Source organism: Pseudarthrobacter raffinosi (genome assembly GCF_023913835.1).
Taxonomy (GTDB): domain Bacteria; phylum Actinomycetota; class Actinomycetes; order Actinomycetales; family Micrococcaceae; genus Arthrobacter; species Arthrobacter raffinosi.
The window spans coordinates 326,463-348,017 of the sequence record NZ_JAMXBG010000001.1 but is presented as its reverse complement, the minus strand read 5'-3'; the positions used below and the strand labels follow the sequence as shown (position 1 = coordinate 348,017).

The 21,555-nt window shown below is 64.8% G+C and carries 17 protein-coding genes and 1 pseudogene; 16 read left to right on the top strand and 2 right to left on the bottom strand.

Annotation, left to right across the window (positions count from 1 at the left end; genetic code table 11):
- Positions 1-78 precede the first annotated feature (78 nt).
- Positions 79-654, top strand: a complete 576-nt coding sequence (locus tag NG697_RS01565) for a helix-turn-helix domain-containing protein (protein WP_058929916.1) — start codon at positions 79-81, stop codon at positions 652-654.
- Between the two features lie 326 nt (positions 655-980).
- Positions 981-1,706 (top strand): FadR/GntR family transcriptional regulator, encoded by a 726-nt coding sequence (locus tag NG697_RS01560; protein ID WP_252599399.1) that lies wholly within the window; start codon positions 981-983, stop codon positions 1,704-1,706.
- 49 nt (positions 1,707-1,755) lie between these two features.
- Here NG697_RS01560 and NG697_RS01555 read toward each other — a convergent pair whose 3' ends face one another.
- Both NG697_RS01555 and NG697_RS01550 read right to left on the bottom strand, forming a co-directional pair.
- Positions 1,756-2,877: a Gfo/Idh/MocA family protein gene (locus NG697_RS01555; RefSeq protein ID WP_252599398.1), complete on the bottom strand. Its 1,122-nt coding sequence runs from the start codon at positions 2,875-2,877 to the stop codon at positions 1,756-1,758.
- Between the two features lie 2 nt (positions 2,878-2,879).
- Positions 2,880-4,082, bottom strand: a complete 1,203-nt coding sequence (locus NG697_RS01550) for a Gfo/Idh/MocA family protein (RefSeq protein ID WP_252599397.1) — start codon at positions 4,080-4,082, stop codon at positions 2,880-2,882.
- A 236-nt stretch (positions 4,083-4,318) separates the two neighbouring features.
- Here NG697_RS01550 and NG697_RS01545 point away from each other — a divergent pair, with 236 nt between their 5' ends.
- From NG697_RS01545 to NG697_RS01480, 14 genes and pseudogenes are all read left to right on the top strand, one after another.
- Positions 4,319-5,380: an ABC transporter permease gene (locus NG697_RS01545; RefSeq protein ID WP_252608888.1), complete on the top strand. Its 1,062-nt coding sequence runs from the start codon at positions 4,319-4,321 to the stop codon at positions 5,378-5,380.
- On the top strand, positions 5,377-6,174 hold the full coding sequence (locus NG697_RS01540; RefSeq protein ID WP_252599395.1) for an ATP-binding cassette domain-containing protein: 798 nt from the start codon (positions 5,377-5,379) through the stop codon (positions 6,172-6,174). Before NG697_RS01545 ends, NG697_RS01540 begins: the two co-directional genes overlap by 4 nt.
- 16 nt (positions 6,175-6,190) lie before the next feature.
- Positions 6,191-7,144 carry a sugar ABC transporter substrate-binding protein gene (locus NG697_RS01535; RefSeq protein WP_252599394.1) on the top strand — a complete coding sequence of 318 codons (954 nt, stop codon included), beginning with the start codon at positions 6,191-6,193 and terminating at the stop codon, positions 7,142-7,144.
- Between the two features lie 191 nt (positions 7,145-7,335).
- On the top strand, positions 7,336-8,154 hold the full coding sequence (locus NG697_RS01530) for an HpcH/HpaI aldolase family protein (RefSeq protein ID WP_256470834.1): 819 nt from the start codon (positions 7,336-7,338) through the stop codon (positions 8,152-8,154).
- A gap of 46 nt (positions 8,155-8,200) precedes the next feature.
- Positions 8,201-9,373 (top strand): M24 family metallopeptidase, encoded by a 1,173-nt coding sequence (locus NG697_RS01525; protein WP_252599392.1) that lies wholly within the window; start codon positions 8,201-8,203, stop codon positions 9,371-9,373.
- 178 nt (positions 9,374-9,551) lie between these two features.
- Positions 9,552-10,616 (top strand): agmatinase, encoded by a 1,065-nt coding sequence (gene speB, locus NG697_RS01520; protein ID WP_056347317.1) that lies wholly within the window; start codon positions 9,552-9,554, stop codon positions 10,614-10,616.
- Between the two features lie 5 nt (positions 10,617-10,621).
- Positions 10,622-12,316, top strand: coding sequence for a thiamine pyrophosphate-binding protein (locus NG697_RS01515; protein WP_252599391.1), 1,695 nt, complete (start codon positions 10,622-10,624; stop codon positions 12,314-12,316).
- Positions 12,317-12,659: 343 nt separating this feature from the next.
- A pseudogene (locus NG697_RS21300) lies at positions 12,660-13,367 on the top strand (MFS transporter); the annotation flags it as partial.
- Positions 13,315-14,352, top strand: a complete 1,038-nt coding sequence (locus tag NG697_RS01505; protein WP_374209877.1) for an MFS transporter — start codon at positions 13,315-13,317, stop codon at positions 14,350-14,352. The pseudogene NG697_RS21300 and the gene NG697_RS01505, both read left to right, overlap by 53 nt.
- A gap of 246 nt (positions 14,353-14,598) precedes the next feature.
- A complete protein-coding gene (locus NG697_RS01500) occupies positions 14,599-16,332 on the top strand; it encodes an ABC transporter ATP-binding protein (protein ID WP_058929912.1) in 1,734 nt (577 codons plus the stop codon).
- On the top strand, positions 16,329-18,413 hold the full coding sequence (locus tag NG697_RS01495) for an ABC transporter ATP-binding protein (protein ID WP_374209873.1): 2,085 nt from the start codon (positions 16,329-16,331) through the stop codon (positions 18,411-18,413). Before NG697_RS01500 ends, NG697_RS01495 begins: the two co-directional genes overlap by 4 nt.
- A gap of 47 nt (positions 18,414-18,460) precedes the next feature.
- Positions 18,461-18,877: an acyl-CoA thioesterase gene (locus tag NG697_RS01490; RefSeq protein ID WP_252599389.1), complete on the top strand. Its 417-nt coding sequence runs from the start codon at positions 18,461-18,463 to the stop codon at positions 18,875-18,877.
- A 100-nt stretch (positions 18,878-18,977) separates the two neighbouring features.
- Entirely contained in the window at positions 18,978-19,229 is a 252-nt protein-coding gene (locus NG697_RS01485; RefSeq protein ID WP_141139620.1) for a PLDc N-terminal domain-containing protein, read from the top strand.
- A gap of 71 nt (positions 19,230-19,300) precedes the next feature.
- Positions 19,301-21,535: an McrB family protein gene (locus tag NG697_RS01480; RefSeq protein WP_252599388.1), complete on the top strand. Its 2,235-nt coding sequence runs from the start codon at positions 19,301-19,303 to the stop codon at positions 21,533-21,535.
- The last annotated feature ends 20 nt before the right edge of the window (positions 21,536-21,555 follow it).

Genomic DNA, 21,555 nt, shown 5'->3' with positions numbered 1-21,555 from the left:
GCCACCTCACACGGGTCGGCTGGCCATTAGGATTGCTCCAGAGATGGGGCCGCACCGCCGGCCACGAAAGGTCTGCACATGAAGGCACTGCCAGTTGAGCCGAGCAACGTTCCCGTTGCCATCGGTTCCCGAATCCGTGCCGCCCGGCAGTCGCAGCGGCTGACCATCGAGCAGGTTGCCGACGCCACCGGCCTGACCAAGGGCTTCCTCAGCCGCGTGGAACGTGACCTTACGTCGCCGTCGGTCGCGTCCCTGGTGACGCTGTGCCAGGTCCTGTCCATCTCGATCGGCGACTTGTTTGTGGCCCCGGAAACCCACCTGACCAAGCGGGACGAAGGCCCACGGATCTCCCTGGGCGGCGAAGGCATCGTGGAGCGGCTGCTGACTGCCCGTTCCGAACGGCGCATCCAGATCATCCAGGCCGTCATCGAGCCGCATGGCCGCGGCGAGGCTGAGCTTTACGCCGTGGACTGCGACGTGGATGTGCTCCATGTGATCAAGGGGCGCATCCGGCTGATCCTGACCAATGAGGAATACGAGCTCAGCACCGGCGACACCGTGACATTCCCGGGCCGCGAACCGCATACGTGGGTCAATCCCACCGACGAGGCCGTCGAAGTTCTCTGGGTCCTGGTCCCCGCCGCCAGCCGGTAAAGCCGCTGCCGCTGGGTGACATGCGGCATGAATCGCGTTCCTCTGGGGCCAGTTCTTTTGCGACGGCACGTGACGTGAGTGTCCGCGGTTCAGGAGGCGGGCGGTTGGTGACCAGCAAGCCGTCGCGGTTCCAAAGTTGTGTGCCGCGCGTCGAGCATTGTCAAAACGCTGCAAACATCCGGGCCAGGCCGAGGAAAAGATTGGGCCCGTATATGCTGGCTTCACCCAAATTGCACGGCCGGAAGTGTTGGGAATATGGCTAATCCGACATAGGATTGGTTCACCGGTCTGCCATTAGACTGGGGACCGTCGGCTGAGGAGTATTCATGAGTTTTTCACTTGCGGAGAAAGGTGCGGGCAGGGATACCCCGGTCCGTCAGCCGGCGAGCCAGGAAATAGTCAAGCGCCTCCTGGATGCGTTGCTTTCCGGGGATGTTGCCCCCGGTTCGCGAATTCCGTCGGAGAGGACGCTGGCCGAGGAACTTAAGGTCGGGCGGGGGATGATCCGGGAGGCGATCAAGTCGTTGAGCCTGCTCGGCCTGCTCGAGCAGAGGGTCGGGGACGGCACGTACCTGAGCAAGTCCAGTTCGGATCTGCTGCCACAGGTCATCGAGTGGGGTCTTCTTCTCGGCGAGAAGCGTTTTGATGATCTGCTGGAAGCGCGGTTCATCCTAGAGGTCCAGCTGGCGGGGCTCGCCGCCACGCGCAGGACTCCCGAGCAGCTGGCAACCATCCAGGCCCTGGCTGAAACGATGCGCCTTGCCGAGGATGACATCGACACCTATGTCCAGGCAGACATCGCGTTTCATCTGGAGATCGCCCGTGCCAGTCACAACATCGTTCTCTGCGGGGTCCTGGAGAATATCCGGTCGCTCCTGCAGGCCTGGGCTTCGCGAGTATTGAGGACGGCGGGGGAAACCCGGACCTCGTATGCCGTGCATGAACCCATTCTGAGGGCCATTGAGGCTTCGGACCCGGAAGCGGCTGCCGCGGCCATGACGGCCCATATGGAACGGGCGACCAAGCGTCTGAAGGCCAGTTTCCCAGTGTAGAAATGACAGAAAAAGCGGTGGAGGACCTGAAGGTCCTCCACCGCTTTTCTTATGCGCTGAATGCGACGGGGAGTGTGCGCCGTTCTTTTGCGGCGCGTTCGATGGTGTCGACGATTTCGGCGACCCGGTAGCCGTCTTCAAAGGTTGCTGCGACGGAATCGGTGAGTTGGCCGCTGGCCAGTCCGAGCATGTCGTGGGCTTGGTGGGCGAAGCATTCGTTCCATCCGAGCGGGTGGGAGCCCTGGACGCCGCCGGGAAGCCAGAATCCTTCCAGCGGGTGTCCGGGGCGGCTCACCATCTGTGTCATGGGTCCCTGGCCGGGGCGGCGGATCGTGAGTTCGTTGAGCCGTTCCATGTTCCAGGCGATCGAGCCTTTGGTGCCGTCGATCTCGAATTCACCGGTCAGTGCGTGGGATGCGACGACGCGTGATGCCTCGAATGATGCTGTTGCCCCGTTTTCGAGCCGGCCGATGGCGATGAACGAGTCATCGTTCACGTCGGTGATCAGCTGTGCCGGGTCAACGGTCCAGGTGCCTGTGAGTGCGGCGATTTCCTGGACCTCTCCGACCAGGAACCGGGCGAGGTCGATGTGGTGGGAGCCCAGGTCGCCGATGGCGCCGGCTCCTGAGCGGCCGCGGTCAAAGCGCCAGCTGACGGAGCCGTCGGGGGCGAGCATGTTCATCAGGAAGCGGGAGCGGAAGTGCCGGATTTCGCCCAGCTCGCCTGAGGCGATGAGTTCGCGGGCGAACTGGACGGCGGGGATGAACCGGTGCATGAATGCGCACCGGTGTTCGACGCCGGCTGCGGCGACGGCTTTCCACAGCTTGTAGGCAACGTCGCCGGAGGACGCGAGGGGTTTCTCGCAGAAAACGGGGATTCCGGCCTGTGCCGCGGCGATGGTGGGCGCCGAGTGCAGGTCGTTGGGTCCGGCGTTGACGAAGAGGCCGAGGTCCTCGCCGAGGAGGTCGTTCCAGTCGTTGTGGGTGGCGGCCCATCCGTAGCGTTCGGCGATGTCGGCTGCTGCGGCCTGGTTCACGTCGGCGATGGCCACGAGATCGGCGCGCACCTCGGGCTGCAGCCGCGAGTATCCGGCGTTGCTGAAAGCGAGGGAGTGCATTTGTCCGATGAAGCCGGCACCGAGTTGCCCGACCCGCACAGTCGTCTTAGTCATGTTCAGTTCTCCAATGAGGCGGTGAGCGGCTGGGTATTGAAGGTCACGGGGACCTGCTGGTCGTGGGACCGGACCGCAGCGTCGATGAGGCGCATCGTGCTGAGCCCGTCCTGGGCAGTAGGCAGCGCCTGGAGGGCGGCGCCCGGGTCTTCGCCGAGCAGTTTCAGCAGGACGGCGCTGAAGAAGTCGCGGTAAATGTTCGCGAAGGCCATCAGGTAGCCCTCCGGGTGGCCGGGGCGGATGCGGGTGGCCCCCCGGGACTGCTCGCTGGTGCTGTCCAGGGCGCGTGCGATACGCGTCGCCGCCTGACCCGGGCGGTACAGCCACAGGTATTCCGGCGATTCCTGCTCCCACTTCAGTGCACCCTCGTCCCCGTAAATGCTGAAGGCCAGACCGTGGTCATTGCCGGCGGCCACGAAGCTTGCCCACAGCCGGCCGACGGCGCCGCCGCTGAACCGCAGGGTCAGATAGGCGTTGTCATAGATTTCGCGGCGCTCCGCGACGGTCGTGAGCTGGGCCGATACTTCGGTGACCCGTTGGCCGGTGACGTACTCGACAATGTTGTGGGCGTGCGAGCCCACCTCCCCGAGCACAACGGCCTTCCCCATGGATGATGGCTTGAAATGCCAGTGGCGTTTGGTCGGATCCTCCGGCTCGCGCAGGACCCCGGGGTCGCCGGCGGCGAATTGGCCTTCAATGAGCGTGATGCGTCCGAGGGCGCCGGAACGGATGAGTTCGCGGGCCTCCCGGACCATCGGGTAGCCGGTGTAGCAGTGCGTGACCGTGAACATCGCTTCGGATTCCTCCGCAACGCGGGCGAGGTTTTCGGCCTGTTCCAGGGTCGAGGTCAGGGGCTTTTCGCAAAGAACGTGGATCCCGGCTTCCAGGAAAGCGGCGGAAATTTCGGCATGGAACTGGGGTGGGGTGATGACCACGACCGCTTCGATGCCGTCCTCGCGGGCCGGCTCCGAGGCCAGCATGTCCTGCCAGGTGGGATACCGCCGCGTCGGGTCGATCAGCAGCGCTGCGGCAGACGCATCGGCAACTTGGGGATCGATGCTCATCGCACCGGCGACGATGTCGGCCAGGCCGTCCACGCGCAGGGCCAGGAGGTGGGTTTCACCGATGACGGAGTCCAGGCCGCCTCCGATGATGCCGAAACGGACGCGGCGTCCGAGACGTGAAACAAGCGATTCGTGGGACATGGGTCTGCCTCTTCGTCGAGTGAACATGCCGGGCGGCTGCCCGTACACGCTTTCATGCTAGGCCGATCCGAGGCAATGGGCAACCGGTCGACCATTAATTTCTGCAATGGCTAACCAATTTCGAGCAAATGGTAGACCGGTGAACCATTGGGGCGTAGGCTGTGATTTATGCCACGCAAATCAACATTCCCCTCGTGGGGAACGACAACCCGGCCACCGGAATCTGTAGGAGCGTCATGAGCAATACCACAGCGATATCCCCGCCAAGGGCTACACGGCCCAGTGGGGGCGGTTCGGCCATTTCAGCAGCCTTGTGGCTGATGAAACTGGGCCCGGTCCTGATCCTGGTGGTCCTGGCCATCGGAATGACCATAGCCAACCCCGTCTTCGCCTCGGCCCGGAACCTGCAGAATCTCTCGATGCAGTCCGCCTCCATTGCCATTCTCGCCCTGGGCATGCTGCTGGTGATCCTGACCGGCGGCATCGACCTCTCGGTCGGCTCAATACTCTCCCTGAGCAGCGTCGTCGGGGCCACTGCCTTCGTCACCGGCCTCGGCAACGGCCTGCTGGTGATGGGCGTGATGATCCTCGTCGGCGCCGCGGCCGGATGGATTAACGGTGCGGTGTTCGTGCTGGGCAAGATACCCAGCCCGTTCATCGTGACCCTGGCCATGCTAAGCGTCGCCAGCGGACTGGCCCTGTCCATCTCCCGCGGACAGCCGATCATCGGCGTACCGGACGAGGTGAACTGGCTCGGAAGTGCTTTCATCGGCCCCATCCCGGTATCCCTGCTGTTCGTCGCCGCATTGGCAGCCGCCGTATATGTTCTGACCCGCAAAATGACCTGGGGCCGGTGGATCTACGCGATCGGCAGCAATGAGGAAGCGGCCCGCCGAGTCGGAATCCCCGTCCGCAAAGTGCTCATCTCGGTCTATGTCTTTGCCGGAGTGTCCGCGGCGCTGGCAGCGATCATCGTCTCCGGACGCACCAACTCCGGCTACCCGACGGCCGGGTCCCTGGCCGAACTTGACGCCATCGCAGCCGTCATCATCGGCGGCGCCAGCTTCACCGGCGGCCGCGGCGGAATCAGCAACGCCCTCATCGGGGCGCTCACTCTGGCGGTCATCCGCAACGGGCTGAACCTCCTCGGCGTCGATCCCTTCCTGCAGATCGTCATCATCGGCGTCACCATCGTCCTGGCTGTCCTGCTCGATGTCTACCGCACCCGCGCCGAAGGACGCTTCCGGGCCATTCTGGCCGAGAAATCAATCCTGGCCGACAAAGGAGTCAGCGCATGAACACCACCGAAGCCCCCGTCCTCGAAGTCCGCAACGCCGTCAAGCGCTTCGGCAACGTCGTTGCCCTTGACGGGGCCTCGCTCACGCTGGGCCGCGGCGAGATCCTGGCCCTGCTCGGCGACAACGGAGCCGGCAAGTCCACGCTGGTCAAAAGCATCAGCGGCACGCACCAGATCGACGGCGGTGAAATCCTCATCAACGGTGAGCCTGCGTCCTTCCGCAGCAGCGCCGACGCCCGGGCAGCCGGGATCGAAACCGTCTACCAGGACCTGGCCCTCTTCGACAACCTTCCCGCATCGGCGAACTTCTACGCCGGCCGGGAACTCGTCGGCCCCGGCCGGTTCTCCCGCGGCTGGGGGTTCCTGAAGAACCGCGGCATGCAGGCCGAAACCACCAAGCTGCTCGAGGAACTGAAAGTCAGGATCCCCAGCATGACCATGCCGGTCGGGCTCATGTCCGGCGGACAACGCCAGGCAATCGCCGTGGCGCGGGCCGTGGCCTTCGCCAAACAGGTCGTCCTGCTCGACGAACCCACCGCCGCACTGGGCCTCCGCGAAACCCGAAAGGTGCTCGATCTGATCAAGACCCTTCCCGCGCGCGGTATCTCCGTCATCCTCATCTCCCACCAGCTCGACGACGTCATCGAAGTCGCCGACCGCGCCATCGTCCTGCGCCGGGGCCGGGTCGTCGGCGAAGAAATACCCAGCGCCGCCACCCATGAACGGCTCGTCTCCCTCATCGTCGGGGGCGCTGATGCAACAGCTGCCCGCGAAAAATCAGACTCAACCAACTAGTCAGCAGGAGAATCACATGAAACAACTTAAATGGCTTGCCGCCAGTGCGCTGGCCGGATCCCTCGCCCTCTCAATGACCGCCTGCGGCGGAAGTCCCGCAGGCCCCGGCGGAGAGAGCAAACCCAAAGTCGGCGTCATCCTCAAGACCGCCAACGCGTACTTCAACGCCATGAGCGATGGCATCAACGCCATGCCCAAGGATGGCATCGACTTCCTGGGCGTGGAGGCCCCCGGCGACGGCAAGGACGCGCAGCCACAGATCACCGCCATTGAAGGCATGGTCACCCGCGGCGCCAACGCCATCGCTATCGCACCCATCGGGCCCCAGGTCCAGCCGGCCCTGGACCGTGCCGTCTCGCAGGGCGTGAAGATCGTCCTGATCGACAACGACCTCCCGGGCTGGAAGGGCGCCTCCAGCTACATCGGAACCGACAACCTGGCCGGCGGCACCAAAGCCGGCAATTACATCAACGAACAGCTCAAGGGCAAGGGCACGATCGCCGTTATGTCCGGCGTCCCCGGAGTACCCGCACTGGACGCCCGCGTCAACGGAGTCCTCGACGTCCTCAAAACGACCGACATCAAGGTCGTCAACACCCTCTCCACCAACTGTGACCAGACCAAGGGCGTTGACGTAATGCAGGCCTTCGGATCCGCCAACCCTGAGGTGGACGCCATCTACAGCGCCTGCGGCCCGCCCGTCCTGGGCGCCATCGAAGCCCGCAAAAAGTCCGACCCGTTCAAGGAGAACCTGCTTCTGGTCGGTTTCGACGCCCTTCCCGATGAAGCAAAGGCCATTCTGGCGGGCACGCAGACGGCCAGCATTGCCCAGTTCCCCAAGAAGATGGGCACCACGGCTGTGACGACGGCCGCTGCTGCCGCGCGCGGGGACAAGGTCGAAGCCCGGATCGACACCGGAACCGAGGTTGTCACCAAGGACAACGCCCAAAAGTTCACCTCCTTCCAGTAACCCGGAAACGGAGTACGCGCAGTGCCGGGTCCTCGATGTGAGCGGCCCGGCACTGCGTGGCCGCAGGCGCACAGCCCGAACGGACCGACACCGGCAGCATCCGGAGCGGGTAACGCCCTTCGGGAAATCATCTCCATCCAAACGTATGTGCATCACGACGGCGCCCCCGCGCGTTGAAGAATCGAAGGATTATGACAGCAGACCATTCCCTCCGGGACAGAATTTCCGCCGGAGACTGCCTCTACGGGCTCATTGTAAAAATGCCGAATCAGCCCATGGTTGAAATGGCCGGTTATACCGGTTTCGACCTGGTCATGATCGACACCGAACACGGCATGGCCGATGATTCGGCGCTGGAAAACCATCTGCGGTCGGCCAGGCTGGCCGGCGTGTCAACGCTTGTCCGCCTCGGCCACAATGATCCGCTCCTGATCCTGCGCGCCCTCGATGCCGGCGCCACCGGCGTCGTCGTTCCCCACGTATCCACCGCCGGGGAAGCCGCTGCCGCGGTCGCCGCCGCACACTATCCGCCCATGGGCACACGGGGCCTGGCTGTCAGTACCATCGCCGGCCACCACGGAACGGTGCCGCTGAAGACCCACCTCGACGCGGCGGCGGCAACGACCTTCGTCGTCGCCCAGGCAGAAGACAAAGAAGCCTCCGCCAACAGTGCCGCCATCGCCGCCGTCCCGGGCCTGGACGCCGTCTGGATCGGCCCCAGCGACCTGTCCATGTCCCTCGGACTGCCGGGCCAGACCGCCCACCCGGTCGTCGCGGCCGCCATCGAGCGCATAGCCGACAATGTCACCAGCTCAGCGGACTGCGCCCTGTGCGTCATCGCGGACTCGACCGAAGAGGCAGCCTCCTGGGCACAACGCGGCGCCAGGATCATTCTCTTCAACTCCACCAAACTCCTCGCCGACGCATTCCGCGGCGCCGTGGGCAGCGCCAGAGACGCTGTTCAGGCGGCGGATGCCGGCCCGGGGATGTCCACGAGTTCCCTCACATAATTGGTCGCATCGGCGACGAATAACAAAACGAAGTCTGGAGTATCCAATGGCAGTTTCGGTACCTTTCGATGAGCAGTACCTCGAGGACCTTATGGAGGGAGCGGGCATTGATGCCCTGCTCGCCACGACAAAACACAACGTGCAGCATCTGCTGGGCGGCTACCGGTTCTTCTTCTTCGCTCATGCTGACGCCACCGGGGTCAGCCGCTACCTTCCCGCCGTCGGAATCGTGCGGGGCAAACTCGATGACTCCTTCTACATCGGAGCAGGCAACGAGGACTGGGGAACCGCGGGCGGAGCAATCTGGGTATCCGATATCCAGAACATCAGCTGGACCAGTATCGACACGGCCCGGGCCGCAGCGGCGGCTCTGGAGAAGCGCGGGCTCGCCCGCGCCACAATTGGGGTTGAGAAGTCATTCATCCCCGCGGACGCCCTCGACACCCTGCGCGAGCTCCTTCCCGCAGCGACATTCGTGGAGGTCCATCCGGTTCTGGAATCCCTTCGCGGGGTCAAGTCCGAGAGAGAACTTGAGCTGGTCCGTATCGCGTCCCATGGCATCATCGATTCAATGCAGGCCTCGTTCGGCCTGGTCCAACCCGGAATGACCAAACACGACATCGCCGAGATCTTCCGCCTCGAGCAGACCAGGAGAGGCCTGTTCTACGAATACGCCCTGGTGACTCTCGGCGGAGGATCCATGAACCGGTCCCCGTCCTCCGATGTGTGGCGCTCAGGCACCAGCCTGTCGATCGATTCCGGGGGCATGTACGAGGGATACATCGGCGATCTGTCCAGGATGGCAATTGACACCGAGCCCACCGCGCGACAGACCGATCTGCTGGCACAGATCGAAACCGTGCAGCAGGAGGCACGGACCGCTGTCGCTGCAGGCAAACGCGGCGGCGACATCTTCGTTACAGCGCTCGACACGATCTCGAAGCTGCCTGATGGTGCCAACATGAAATTCGTCGCCCATGGAATGGGCCTGATCACCCACGAAGTTCCCCGGCTGACCTCAACCGGACCCGTTCCCTATTTCGGGGCGCATGCGAATGATCCGTTGAAGTCCGGCATGGTCCTCTCCATCGAGTCGTGGTTCGAGGACCACGAGTCCGGATTCATCAAGCTCGAGGACACATTGATCGTGACCGACGACGGCTGGGAAGCTCCCGGCGACTCCGCACGCGGGTGGAACCGCACCGGCGCAGGCCTCTAGCCCACCGGTGGTCCGTCCGGAAAACACCGGACGGACCGCCGGACCATTAACCCAGGCGGGAACGGTCCGCGAGGCCCCGCCCGGACGGCGTTCTTGTAAACAACTGATGCGCATAAGGAAACTTCAGGCTATGATGGCTGTCACACCCGCCGATCAATCCTCGAAGGAGAGGCTCATCTTGAAAGAGCTGCGCATCGAAGCCAACGGCAACCTTGGCCCCATCGATTCATCCCGTATCCCGCGCTATGCCGGCGCTGCAACCTACGCCCGCCTGCCGCGCCTGGACCAGGTGGCCAAGGCTGACGTGACGGTGGTGGGAGTGCCCTTCGACTCGGGTGTTTCGTACCGCCCCGGCGCCCGTTTCGGGTCCAACCACATCCGGGAAGCGAGCCGCCTGCTCCGGCCCTACAACCCGGCCTGGGACGTCAGCCCGTTCGAAAACATCCAGGTGGCCGACGCCGGCGACATGGCGGTCAACCCGTTCAACATCAACGAAGCCATCGAAACCATCCAGCAGAATGCCCTGGACCTCACCGCGGCCGGCAGCAAGCTGGTGACGCTCGGCGGGGACCACACCATCGCCCTGCCGCTGCTCCGCGCGGCTGCCGAGCGGGCTGGCGGACCCATTGCCATGCTGCACTTTGACGCCCACTTGGACACCTGGGACACCTACTTCGGCGCCGAATACACCCACGGCACCCCGTTCCGCCGGGCCGTTGAGGAAGGCATCCTGGACACGGAAGCGATCAGCCACATCGGCACTCGCGGCCCGCTCTACGGCAAAAAGGATCTCGACGACGACCATCGCTTCGGGTTCGGCATCGTCACCTCCGCGGACGTCTACTACCAGGGCGTCCTGGAGACCGTTGCCAAGGTCCGCGACCGGATCGGCAACCGCCCGCTCTACATCTCCGTGGACATCGACGTCCTGGACCCCGCACACGCGCCGGGCACCGGAACCCCCGAGGCCGGCGGGATCACCAGCCGCGAACTCCTGGAGATCATCCGGGGCTTCCGCGGCATGAACCTGGTGGGCGCCGACGTCGTCGAGGTTGCTCCTGCATACGACCACGCCGAAATCACCGGCGTGGCAGCCAGCCATGTGGCCTATGAACTGATCACCCTGATGGCGGACAATGCTGTTGAAGGTGACCGGTTCGGGACCGCCAACGGCTACGCCGCCCAAGCTCTCGGCCAAGAAGCCCGCCAACCTGCCGGTTTCGCCGCCGGAACCAAGGAATAGCCACCATGATTGATTTCGATCCGGGCACAGCAGCACCTACCAAGGGGACCAGCCAGCGCAACGGCGGGGACCTCGTCGTCGAAACCCTTGAAGCGCTCGGCGCCAAGACCGTCTTCGGCATCCCGGGCCAGCACGCGCTCGGCCTGTTTGACGCCATGGGCCGCGGCAACCTGCACTTCGTGTCCTCCCGCGTGGAGAACAACAGCGCCTTCGCCGCGGACGGGTACTCCCGCGCCACCGGCGAAGTGGGCGTGCTGTTCCTGTCCACCGGACCCGGTGCACTGACGTCCCTGGCCGGCCTGCAGGAGGCCTACGCCACGGGTGTGCCCATGGTGGTGGTGGCCAGCCAGATCCCGCTCGAAGGACTAGGCGCCCGCCGCAAGGGCATGCTGCACCAGCTCGATGACCAGAAGGCCTCGGCCGCGAACGTCACCAAGAGCCAGCGCCTGATCCAGCACGCGTCCGGCATTCCGTCGGCCATCCAGGATGCCTGGACCGAAGCCATCTCCTCGCCGCAGGGCCCGGTCTGGCTGGAAATCCCGCAGAACGTGCTGCTGGATCCCATCATGGTGCCCCCGGTGGAGGACGCGCTCGCCGAAGCAGCGGACAACCCGCCGCGCGTGGAGCTGGTCCGGGAAGCAGTGAAATGGCTGTCGACGGCGGAACGTCCCGCCATCATCGCCGGTGGAGGTACCCGGCGGGGCCGGGCCGAAAAATCGCTGCTCTCGATTGCCGAAAAGCTGCGGGCGCCGGTCATCTGCACTCCTGGCGGCAACGGCGCGTTCCCGTGGACCCATGAGCTTTCTCTGCAGTCCTGGATCGAGGACCGGCATATGACGGACCTCCTGGAAGATGCCGACGTCCTGATTGTCATCGGCTCGTCCCTCGGTGAAGTCACGTCCAACTACTTCACGTTCGCGCCCCGCGGCCGCATCATCCAGATCGACGCTGAGCCGCGCGTCCTCGAATCGAACAGCCCCGGTCTGGGTATCCGTGCCGACGCCGGCCAGGCCCTCGCCGCCCTCGACGAGGCCCTGATTGCGCCCGTCGACACCATCCGCAGCTGGCACGGGACCGCCCCGGAGGACCTGGTGAAGGACTCGCTCGCCAAGGTCAAGGCACGGCTGGAATCCCAGGACCTGGGCAAAGAGCTGAAGTTCATGGCCGACATCCGCGAAGCCGTCCCCGCGGACATGCAGACCTTCTGGGACATGACCATTTCCGCGTACTGGGGCTGGAGCTGCTGGGATGCCCGGCAGGGCCAGTTCCACTCGGCCCAGGGTGCCGGTGGCCTGGGCTACGGCTTCCCGGCAGCCATCGGCGGCGCCGTCGGGCTGGAAACAGTCGGCAAGCCCGGCCGGGTCCTCGCCGTGTCCGGTGACGGTTCATCCATGTACTCCATTTCCGAACTCGCCACCGCCAAGCAGCACAACATCCCGGTCACCTGGCTGATCGTGGACGACGGCGGCTACGGCATCCTGCGTGAATACATGGTGGGCGCGTTCGGGAAGGCCACGGCCACCGAGCTTGCGCGCCCCGACTTCGTCAAGCTCGCCGAAGCATTCGGTGTGCCGGCCACACGGGTGGCCCCCGAGGACGTCGGGGACGCGCTCAAGGCGGGCTTCGCGGCGGACGGACCCAACGTCGTCGTCGTCGAAACACTGCTCAAAATGTTCGGCCCCACCCACCTGGACGACTGAACACCCAGCACCAAAGCACCCGCTCCACCACAGCCCCTGCTCTACCACAGCCCCCGCTCCACCACAGCGCGAGAGGACACTTGAGGCCCCATTCCAAAGGGCCCCAAGTGTCCTCTCGCGCTTTAAGAGCTGGGTTACGTCATCCGGCGGCAGGATCCCGACGACGGCCGCGCCCAGTTGGTTGCCCTGTCGCCGGCCGGCGCTGACAAGCTCCGGAAGATCGAAGAGCGCCGCACGGCCACGCTGCAGGAGTACCTCAGCGATTGGAGCCAGGAGGATGCCGAAGACACGGCACTGATCCTGACAAAACTCTCGGAGTCCCTCAAGCATTCAGCCCGGGCACATGCACTCCCGGCACCTTCAACCGCGGCACCAGCCGCCGCACCCCAGAACCTCCAGGAGCACTGATATGTCGAGCCAACCCGCCGCACCGCCCTTGGCTATGACGCACCGCCAGATCATGGAAGCCCTGACCGGGCTCCTCGCGGCGTTCTTCACCGCCATCCTCAGCAGCACCATCGTTGCCAACGCGTTGCCCACCATCATGTCCGATCTGCACGGCACCCAGACCGACTTCGCCTGGGTGATCACCGCCGCCCTGCTGGCCAACGCCGTCACCACCCCCATCTGGGGCAAGCTGTCCGACCTCTTCAACAAGAAGCTCCTGGTCCAGCTGAGCATTGTCATCTTTGTGGCCGGCTCCGTCATGGCCGGACTCTCCGAGACCATCCCGCTGCTGCTCACCGCCCGCGTTATCCAGGGTGTTGCCATGGGCGGGCTCACCGCGCTGGCGCAGGCCATCATCGGCACCATGATCCCGCCGCGGGACCGCGGCAAATACTCCGGCTACATGGGCGCCGTGATGGCGGTAGGCACTGCCGGCGGCCCGCTGCTGGGCGGATTCATCGTGGACAGCCCGCTGGGCTGGCGCTGGACCTTCTTCGTCTGCGTGCCGCTCGCCGTCGTTGCGCTGATCCTGCTCCAGATCACCCTCGAAAATCGAGCGCATCAAGCGCCACGTCAAGATCGACTGGCTTGGCTCCATCCTGCTGACCTCGGGTGTCAGCCTGCTCCTGATCGGGGTTTCCTTCGCCGGCAACCCCGCCTACTACGACTGGGTCTCCTGGCAGTCGGCCGCCATGGTGGGCGGCGGTGTGGTTTTGTTGGCCCTGCTGGTGCTGGTGGAATCCAAGGTGGAGCAGCCCATCATCCCGCTGAAGATCATCTCCGAACGCACCACCGCTTTGGCCATCATCGCTTCAGTGGCTGTGGGTATCGCGATGTTCGGTTCAACCACCTTCTTGGGCCAGTACTTCCAGGTGGCCCGCGGCGCCACGCCTACCGAAGCCGGGCTCCTGACGCTGCCGATGATCGCCGGCAACCTGACCGGCTCCGTCGTTTCCGGTCTGCTCATCAGCCGCACCGGAAAGTGGAAGGGCTACCTGATCGGCGGGTCCACCCTGCTGATCGGCGGCCTCGGCCTGGCCGGCACCATGGACCACACCACCGAACTGTGGCAGGCCGGGATCTTCACGGCCATCCTGGGCGTGGGCCTCGGCATGCTGATGCAGAACCTGGTCCTGGCAGTGCAGAACACGGTCCGGGCGTCAGATATCGGCTCGGCCAGCGCGTCTGTTGCCTTCTTCCGTTCGGTGGGCGGCGCAATCGGTGTGTCCGTGCTCGGCGCCGTCCTCAGCAGCCGGGTCAGCGAACTCGCCACGCAGGGCCTGGCAGCGGCCGGCATCCCGGTTGCGGGCGGATCGGCCGGAGCCAGCATGGACCTCGTTGACATGCCCGCACCGGTCCGCGAGATCATGCGCGCCGCTTACGGCGACGCCACCGCCGAGGCCTTCCTGATCTCCGCCGGCGTTGCGGTGGTAGCCCTGATCTCGGTCCTGTTCATCAAGGAGCGCCCGCTGCGGCGCACCGTTGACATCCAGCCGGAGGCCCAGTCAGGGGCGGGGACGGGCGTCGGCGCCGACGCAGGCGCAGACGCTGAAAGCACGACGCCGGAACTCGCATCCGCGAACCGCTGACCGACGCGCGACCGCTGACAGACGCGCGAACGGACACTTGAGGCCCCACGGATCCGGCCGCAAGTGTCCGTTCGCGCAGGTGAGTGGGGAGGAACGTGTGGGGGAGTACGCCGATCGGATGATATTTACCGTAGATGTTTCGCCCGGGCAACGGATTTCGTAGAGTGGGTAGGCTGAGAAATGTCAGCCCCGTCTGTTACCACTTATCCTCATCGTTTCGCGCTCTCTTCCTAAGGATTCACGGGCATGCTCCTCACCCTCATACGGCGCTACTCCAAACCGTACATGCCATACATCGTGGCCGTCGTTGTGTTCCAGCTGGCGTCCACCATCGCAGCGCTCTACCTTCCCAGCCTCAACGCCCAGATCATCGACGAAGGCGTTTCCCGCGGGGACACGGATTTCATTTGGCGGACCGGGTCCGTGATGCTGCTGGTGGCCATTGTCCAGGTGGGCACCGCCATCGCCGGCGTTTACTACGGCTCCAAAACGGCCATGGCCGTGGGCCGCGATCTGCGCCGCGGGGTGTTCCGCAAGGTCACCAGTTTCTCAGCCAAGGACGTGAACACGTTCGGCGCCCCCACCCTCATCACCCGCGGCACCAACGACGTCCAGCAGGTCCAGATGCTCGTGCTGATGGGACTGAACTTCATGGTGGCCACCCCCATCATGTGCATCGGCGGCATCATCATGGCGCTGCGCGAGGACATCAGCCTGTCGTGGCTGGTCTGGGTCTCCGTGCCCGTGCTGATCGTGGTGGTGGGCTACCTGGTGGTCCGGCTCATGCCCCTGTTCCGTTCCATGCAGAAGAAGATCGACCGCATCAACGCGGTCCTTCGCGAGCAGATCATTGGCATCCGCGTAGTCCGCGCATTTGTCCGCGAACCATATGAAACCGAGCGTTTCGGCGTTGCCAACAAGGACCTGACCGACGTCTCCCTGAAAATCGGGGCCCTGTTTGTCCTGATGTTCCCGGCCATCGGCATGATCCTGCACCTGTCCACGGCCGCGGTGCTGTGGTTCGGCGGCCAGCGCGTGGATTCGGGCGAAATGCAGGTGGGCGCCCTGACCGCCTTCCTGCAGTACCTGCTCCAGATCCTGATCGCCGTCATGATGGGCACGTTTATGGCCATGATGATCCCGCGCGCCTCCGTCTGCGCGGACCGCATCGGTGAAGTGCTCGACGTCGAACCCTCCATCCACGATCCCGAACGTCCTGAGACTCCCGCCACGCTGGCCGGGGTAGTGGAATACCGGAACGTCACCTTTGCCTACCCCGGTGCCGAGACGCCGGTGCTGAGCAACATCAGCTTCACCGCCAAGCCGGGCGAGACCGTTGCCATCATCGGTTCCACCGGTGCAGGCAAGACCTCGCTGCTGGCCCTGCTGCCGCGCCTGTACGACATCGCCGAGGGCGAAGTCCTCCTGGACGGCGTCTCCGTCAGCAACCTGGACCGTGCCGAGATCACCAAGCGCGTGGCCCTGGTACCGCAGCGGCCGTACCTCTTCTCGGGCACCATCGAGCACAACCTGCGCTTCGGCAAGACCGAGGCCACGGACCAGGAACTCTGGGACGCGCTGCAGATCGCCCAGGGCGAGGGCTTTGTCCGCGAGAAGAAGAACGGACTGAACGCCCGCATCGCGCAGGGCGGCACCAACGTCTCCGGCGGCCAGCGGCAGCGGCTCTGCATCGCCCGGGCGTTGATCACAAAACCCAAGGTCTACCTCTTTGACGATTCGTTCTCGGCGCTGGACGTCGCAACCGATGCCAGGCTCCGCGCCGCGCTGAAACAGACCACCGCCGACGCCACAGTGATCATCGTGGCCCAGCGGATCTCCACCATCACCGACGCAGACCAGATCCTGGTCCTGGACAACGGCCGGATCGTGGACCGCGGAACGCATGAGGAACTCCTGGAAACCTCACCCACCTACCAGGAAATTGTTGAATCCCAGCTGAGCGTGGAGGAAATGGCATGAGCGCCGCCAAGAACGTCTCGACAGGCTCGACCACCGAAACGACAGGCTCGACCACCGAAACGAACCCGGATTCCGTAACTCCGGAAGACCTCCTGGAGGACGACGATTTCTTCGAGGAGGAATACAAGCCCTCCGAGGCCGACGGCGACATGTTCGGCGGCATGCCCGCCAAGAAGGCCGAGCACTTCTGGCCCTCGGCGAAGCGCCTGCTGGGGCTCCTGAAGCCTGAGGCTGTGGGCATTTACGCCGTGGTGGCCCTGGTGGTTGTCTCGGTGGTCCTGAACGTCATCGCCCCCAAGATCCTGGGCCAGGCCATGGACGTTATCTTCGGCGGCGTCGTGGGCAAGCAGCTCCCCGCCGGCGCCAGCAAGGACCAGTTCGTGGAAGGCCTGCGCCAGCAGGGCCAGGACAACTTCGCGGACATGGTGTCCCGGATGGAGCTGGTTCCCGGCACCGGGATCAATTTCCAGAAGCTCTCGGTCCTGATCGCCATCGTGCTGCTGATGTACTTTGTGGCCAACATCTTCCTCTGGCTGCAGGGCTACGTGCTGAACCGCATCGTGATGAAGGTGATCCGCAGGCTCCGGGACGACACCGAAAAGAAGCTGAACCGGCTCCCGCTGAACTACTTCGACACCCGCCAGCGCGGCGACGTCCTCTCCCGGGTGACGAACGATGTCGACAACGTCCAGCAGGCGCTGCAGCAGGCCTTTGCGCAGCTGATCAGCTCGCTGCTGACGGTCATCGGCATTGTCATCATGATGTTCATCGTCTCCTGGCAGCTCGCTCTCATCGCCCTCGTTGCGCTGCCGCTGTCCGGTGTGGCTGCCGGCCTGATCGGCTCGCGCAGCCAGAAGCTCTTCGCCGCCCAATGGAAGAACACGGGCGAGCTGAACGGCCAGATCGAGGAATCCTTCTCCGGGCACGACCTTGTGCGGGTCTTCGGCCGTGACGCTGACATGCTGGAACGCTTCGAAGAGCGAAACGAGGCCCTCTTCAAGGCCAGCTTCGGAGCCCAGTTCGTCTCGGGCATGATCTTCCCCGTCATGCAGTTCGTTTCCTACCTCAGCTATGTGGGCATCGCCGTCGTGGGTGGCCTCCGGGTGGCCTCGGGCTCGATGTCCCTGGGCGACGCCACGGCATTCATCCAGTACTCGCGAGAGTTCACCCAGCCGCTGGGCCAGATGGCCGGCATGGCCAACATGCTGCAGTCCGGCGTCGCGTCCTCGGAGCGGGTCTTTGAATTCCTCGACGCCGATGAGCAGGACTCCGAGACCGCCACCGAGCACCTGCCGGCCAAGACCGACGGGCATGTGGAGTTCAGGGACGTCACGTTCAGCTACACCGAGGACAAACCACTGATCGAAAACCTGTCCTTCACCGCAGAACCCGGGCACACAGTGGCAATCGTTGGTCCCACGGGGGCCGGTAAAACCACCCTGGTGAACCTTGTGATGCGCTTCTACGAGCTCAACTCAGGCTCCATCACCCTGGACGGCGTGGATGTCACACACCTAAGCCGGTCCGAGCTGCGGTCCAAGGTGGGCATGGTGCTCCAGGATGCGTGGCTGTTTGGCGGGTCCATTTACGACAACATCCGGTACGGCAACCTGGACGCTACTGAGGAGCAGGTCATGGCAGCGGCCAAGGCCACCTTCGTGGACCGCTTTGTGCGCGCACTGCCGGATGGCTACGACACCGTAATCGATGAAGAAGGCAACAACGTCAGCGCCGGTGAAAAGCAGCTGATCACCATCGCGCGCGCATTTGTGGCCAACCCGTCACTGCTCATCCTGGACGAGGCCACCAGCTCCGTGGACACACGCACCGAGCTGCTGGTCCAGAAGGCCATGGCGGCGCTGCGGACGGACCGCACCAGCTTTGTGATCGCGCACCGGCTCTCCACCATCCGGGACGCCGACACCATCCTGGTGATGGAGAACGGCAAGATCGTGGAGCAGGGCAACCACATGGCTCTCCTGGCAGCGGAAGGTGCCTACTACCGGCTGTACATGTCCCAGTTCGCCGGTTCCGATGTTGAGGAAACCGTTGTGGACGATTCGACGGCGGTCCACAGCTGAGCACGCTGGGAACCGGAGCCGCCCGGCGCATCGAGGTCCTGGTCCCGATGCGCTGGGGTGACATGGACGCCTATGGGCACATCAACAACGTCCAGATCGTCCGGATGCTGGAGGAGGCGCGGATTACAGCGTTCGGGCCTCCGCGGGGAACCGGCCTGCCCGGCATTGAGCCGGAAGTCTCGCTCTTCAACGATGTTCCGGAGGGGACCCTGGCGCTGGTGGTGGACCACAGGATCCGCTACGTGAAGACCCTCGAATACCGCAACATCCCGGCCGTGGTCCAACTGTGGATCGGCGCGGTGAAAGGCGCCAGTTTTGACATCCACTACGTGGTGCAGGACCCGGTCACCCGGGAGGAGTGCGTCCGGGCCAGCAGCCATCTGGCGTTTGTGGACGAGGCCTCCGGCCGCGTCCTGCGCCTGACGCCGGAGCAGAAGGAGCGGCTGGCCCCGTTCACCGTTTGAGCCGTTCACGTTTTGAACCGCACGGCGCCGTGCCTGCACACCCGTTGCGCAGGCACGGCGCACACCGGAAACTGGAAATACCCAATAAGGAGCGTTGACCATGGCCAAGAAAAACAAAAAGACCTGGAAAGAGATGTCACCGGCGGCACGGGCGGGATTCGTGGTCATCGGGATAGGGCAGGTGGCGCTGATGCTGGCCGCCCAGCGCGACATCTCCAAGCGTCCGGCGGCGCAAATCAACGGGCCGAAGGCAGCCTGGCGGGTGGCCGCACTGATCAATTTCATCGGGCCGATGGGCTACTTCATCCTGGGGCGCAAGCGGCCCGGAGCCGGACTCGGGGCAGTCAAATAGCAGGCCTCGGATCTGCACACCGCCAGGGTCTTCGGAGCAGGCATCCAGTTTGAGCCTGTAAATTTGAACCCATGACCCCAAATCCCAAGACTGCCATGCACCGCGCCCTCGGTGTCTCAAAGGAGATCGAGGACGCGGCCTGGTTCGTGCTGGGACCGGGCCTGCAGGGCAAGCCGTCGGCCCTGGACGGGAACACCCTGACCTGGACAGCGGAGGCTGCGGCGGAGCTGCTGGAGCGCCTGAACCGGGGAGCCGCGGATGCCAAGGCGCCCATGATGACCAATCTCCGGCAGAACCTCGAGGACGCCTCCCGGGAGGCCAAGCAGCTGGCCGTGGAGCTACTCTTCCTGCAGTCACTGCCCCTGGCGCACGAGGTCAAGTCGCTGAAGGTCAAGCGCGCCCGGGTGGCGGAGGCCGCGTCCTGGCTGGAGCCACCGCTGGAGCTGCCCGAGGAACTCTACAAGGGCATGACGGACCACGGCGTGATCAGGGACCGCACCGCCGAATTCAACTGGACCATCTGGGACCACCTGAAGTGGCTCTGCCGGTTTGTGCAGCATGTGGACCAGCAGGTTCCGGTGGCCATCGCGAAGGCGCTGAAGGACCCGCTGAAGTTCCACGAGCTCGCCGCGGGCACCCCGGCGGACCAGCCCGCCATCCGCCGCAGCATCGAGTACCTGGCCTGGCCCAGCTACTTCGAGCCGGTAGTGGCGGACGTGGAGCGGCAGGAAATCCGCGACGCCTTCGCCTCGCTGGTAGGCGGGGCGAAGGGCGATTCCGACGAGGAAATCACCGCGGACATTAACCGCATCCGCCTGCACCTGGATGAACAGGCGGGCCAGCGCATCGACTGGTACGCCCGCCAGCTGGTCAGCCAGTGGCGCAAAGTCGGGGACCCCGGCCGACGCGCGTGGCTGCTGCGTACCCACAGCGACAACGCTGAACTCCTCACCGCGTGGCAGGACGAGGAGAAGGTGACGCTCGACGTCGAACATCTCCGCCACCTGGACCCCGGCGTGACCGCGGGGCTGGTGCAGCACGCCGTGGACGAGGACTACAAGCATCTCGGCTACGTCGAGCGGGAGGACACCAAAACGGCGGTGTTCGCCTTCCTGACCGTCATGAAGCCGGGCGACCTGGTTCTGTTCCAGCACGCCGGCACCGTGCGGCTGGGCGTGGTGCTGGGCGAACCCGAGCACAACGACGACAACCGCCGCCTGCGGCGCAAGGTGCGCTGGCTGGACGACGACGGCCACGCCACCGCGGACCTGCCCCGCCACGTCCAGCGCCAGCTGGCCACCTCGGGGATCGTTGTTGACGTGACCAGGGTGGTGCAGGCGCTCCAGGCGCTCGTGCCGGCCGAGGCGGAACCGGAGGACAACGACGCCGACGCGCCTGCCGCCGTCGTGCCCCCTGTGCAGGAGGGCTTCCGCCCGCTCAGCCGCGACTTCGCGGATTCGCTGCACATGGACCTGGAGCCGCTGCAGGAGATCGCGGAACTGCTGGAGGAGAACCGCCAGCTGGTCCTGTACGGGCCGCCCGGAACGGGCAAGACGTACCTGGCCAAGCATCTCGCGGCGGAGCTGGCCCAGGACAGCACGGACGAGCGGGTGAAGCTGGTGCAGTTCCACCCGTCGTACGCGTATGAGGACTTTTTCGAGGGCTACCGGCCGGACAAGACTGACGAGGGCCAGGTGTCCTTCAAGCTCGTGGCGGGGCCGCTGCGCCGGCTGGCCGAGGAAGCCGCCAAGCCTGGGAACGAAAAGAAGCCCTATTTCCTGATCATTGACGAGATGAACCGCGCCAACCTGGCCAAGGTATTCGGCGAGCTGTACTTCCTGCTGGAATACCGCGATGACCGGATCTACCTGCAATACAGCCCCAACGAGCCGTTTACGCTGCCGGACAACCTGTACATCATCGGCACCATGAACACCGCGGACCGGTCCATCGCCATGATGGACGCCGCCATCCGACGCCGGTTCGCGTTCATCGAGCTGCACCCGCAGACGGAGCCCGTGAAGGGGTCGTTGCTGCGGTTCCTGCAGGTGCGGGACCTGGACACCACGCCGGCGCTGCTGCTGGATGCGCTGAACGCGGCCATCGACGAGTGGGACCGGGACCTGATGATTGGCCCGTCGTACTTCATGAAGAAGGCAGCCCAGACGCCGGCCGGGCTGCGCCGGATCTGGAAATACGAGCTGATGCCGCTGCTGGAGGAGCACTACCACGGCCAGCTGACCCGGGCGCAGCTGGAGGAGCGGTTCGGGCTGGAGCAGCTGCTGGGACGCCTTGTTACCAGCTAAGCCAACCCACACTCCCGCGC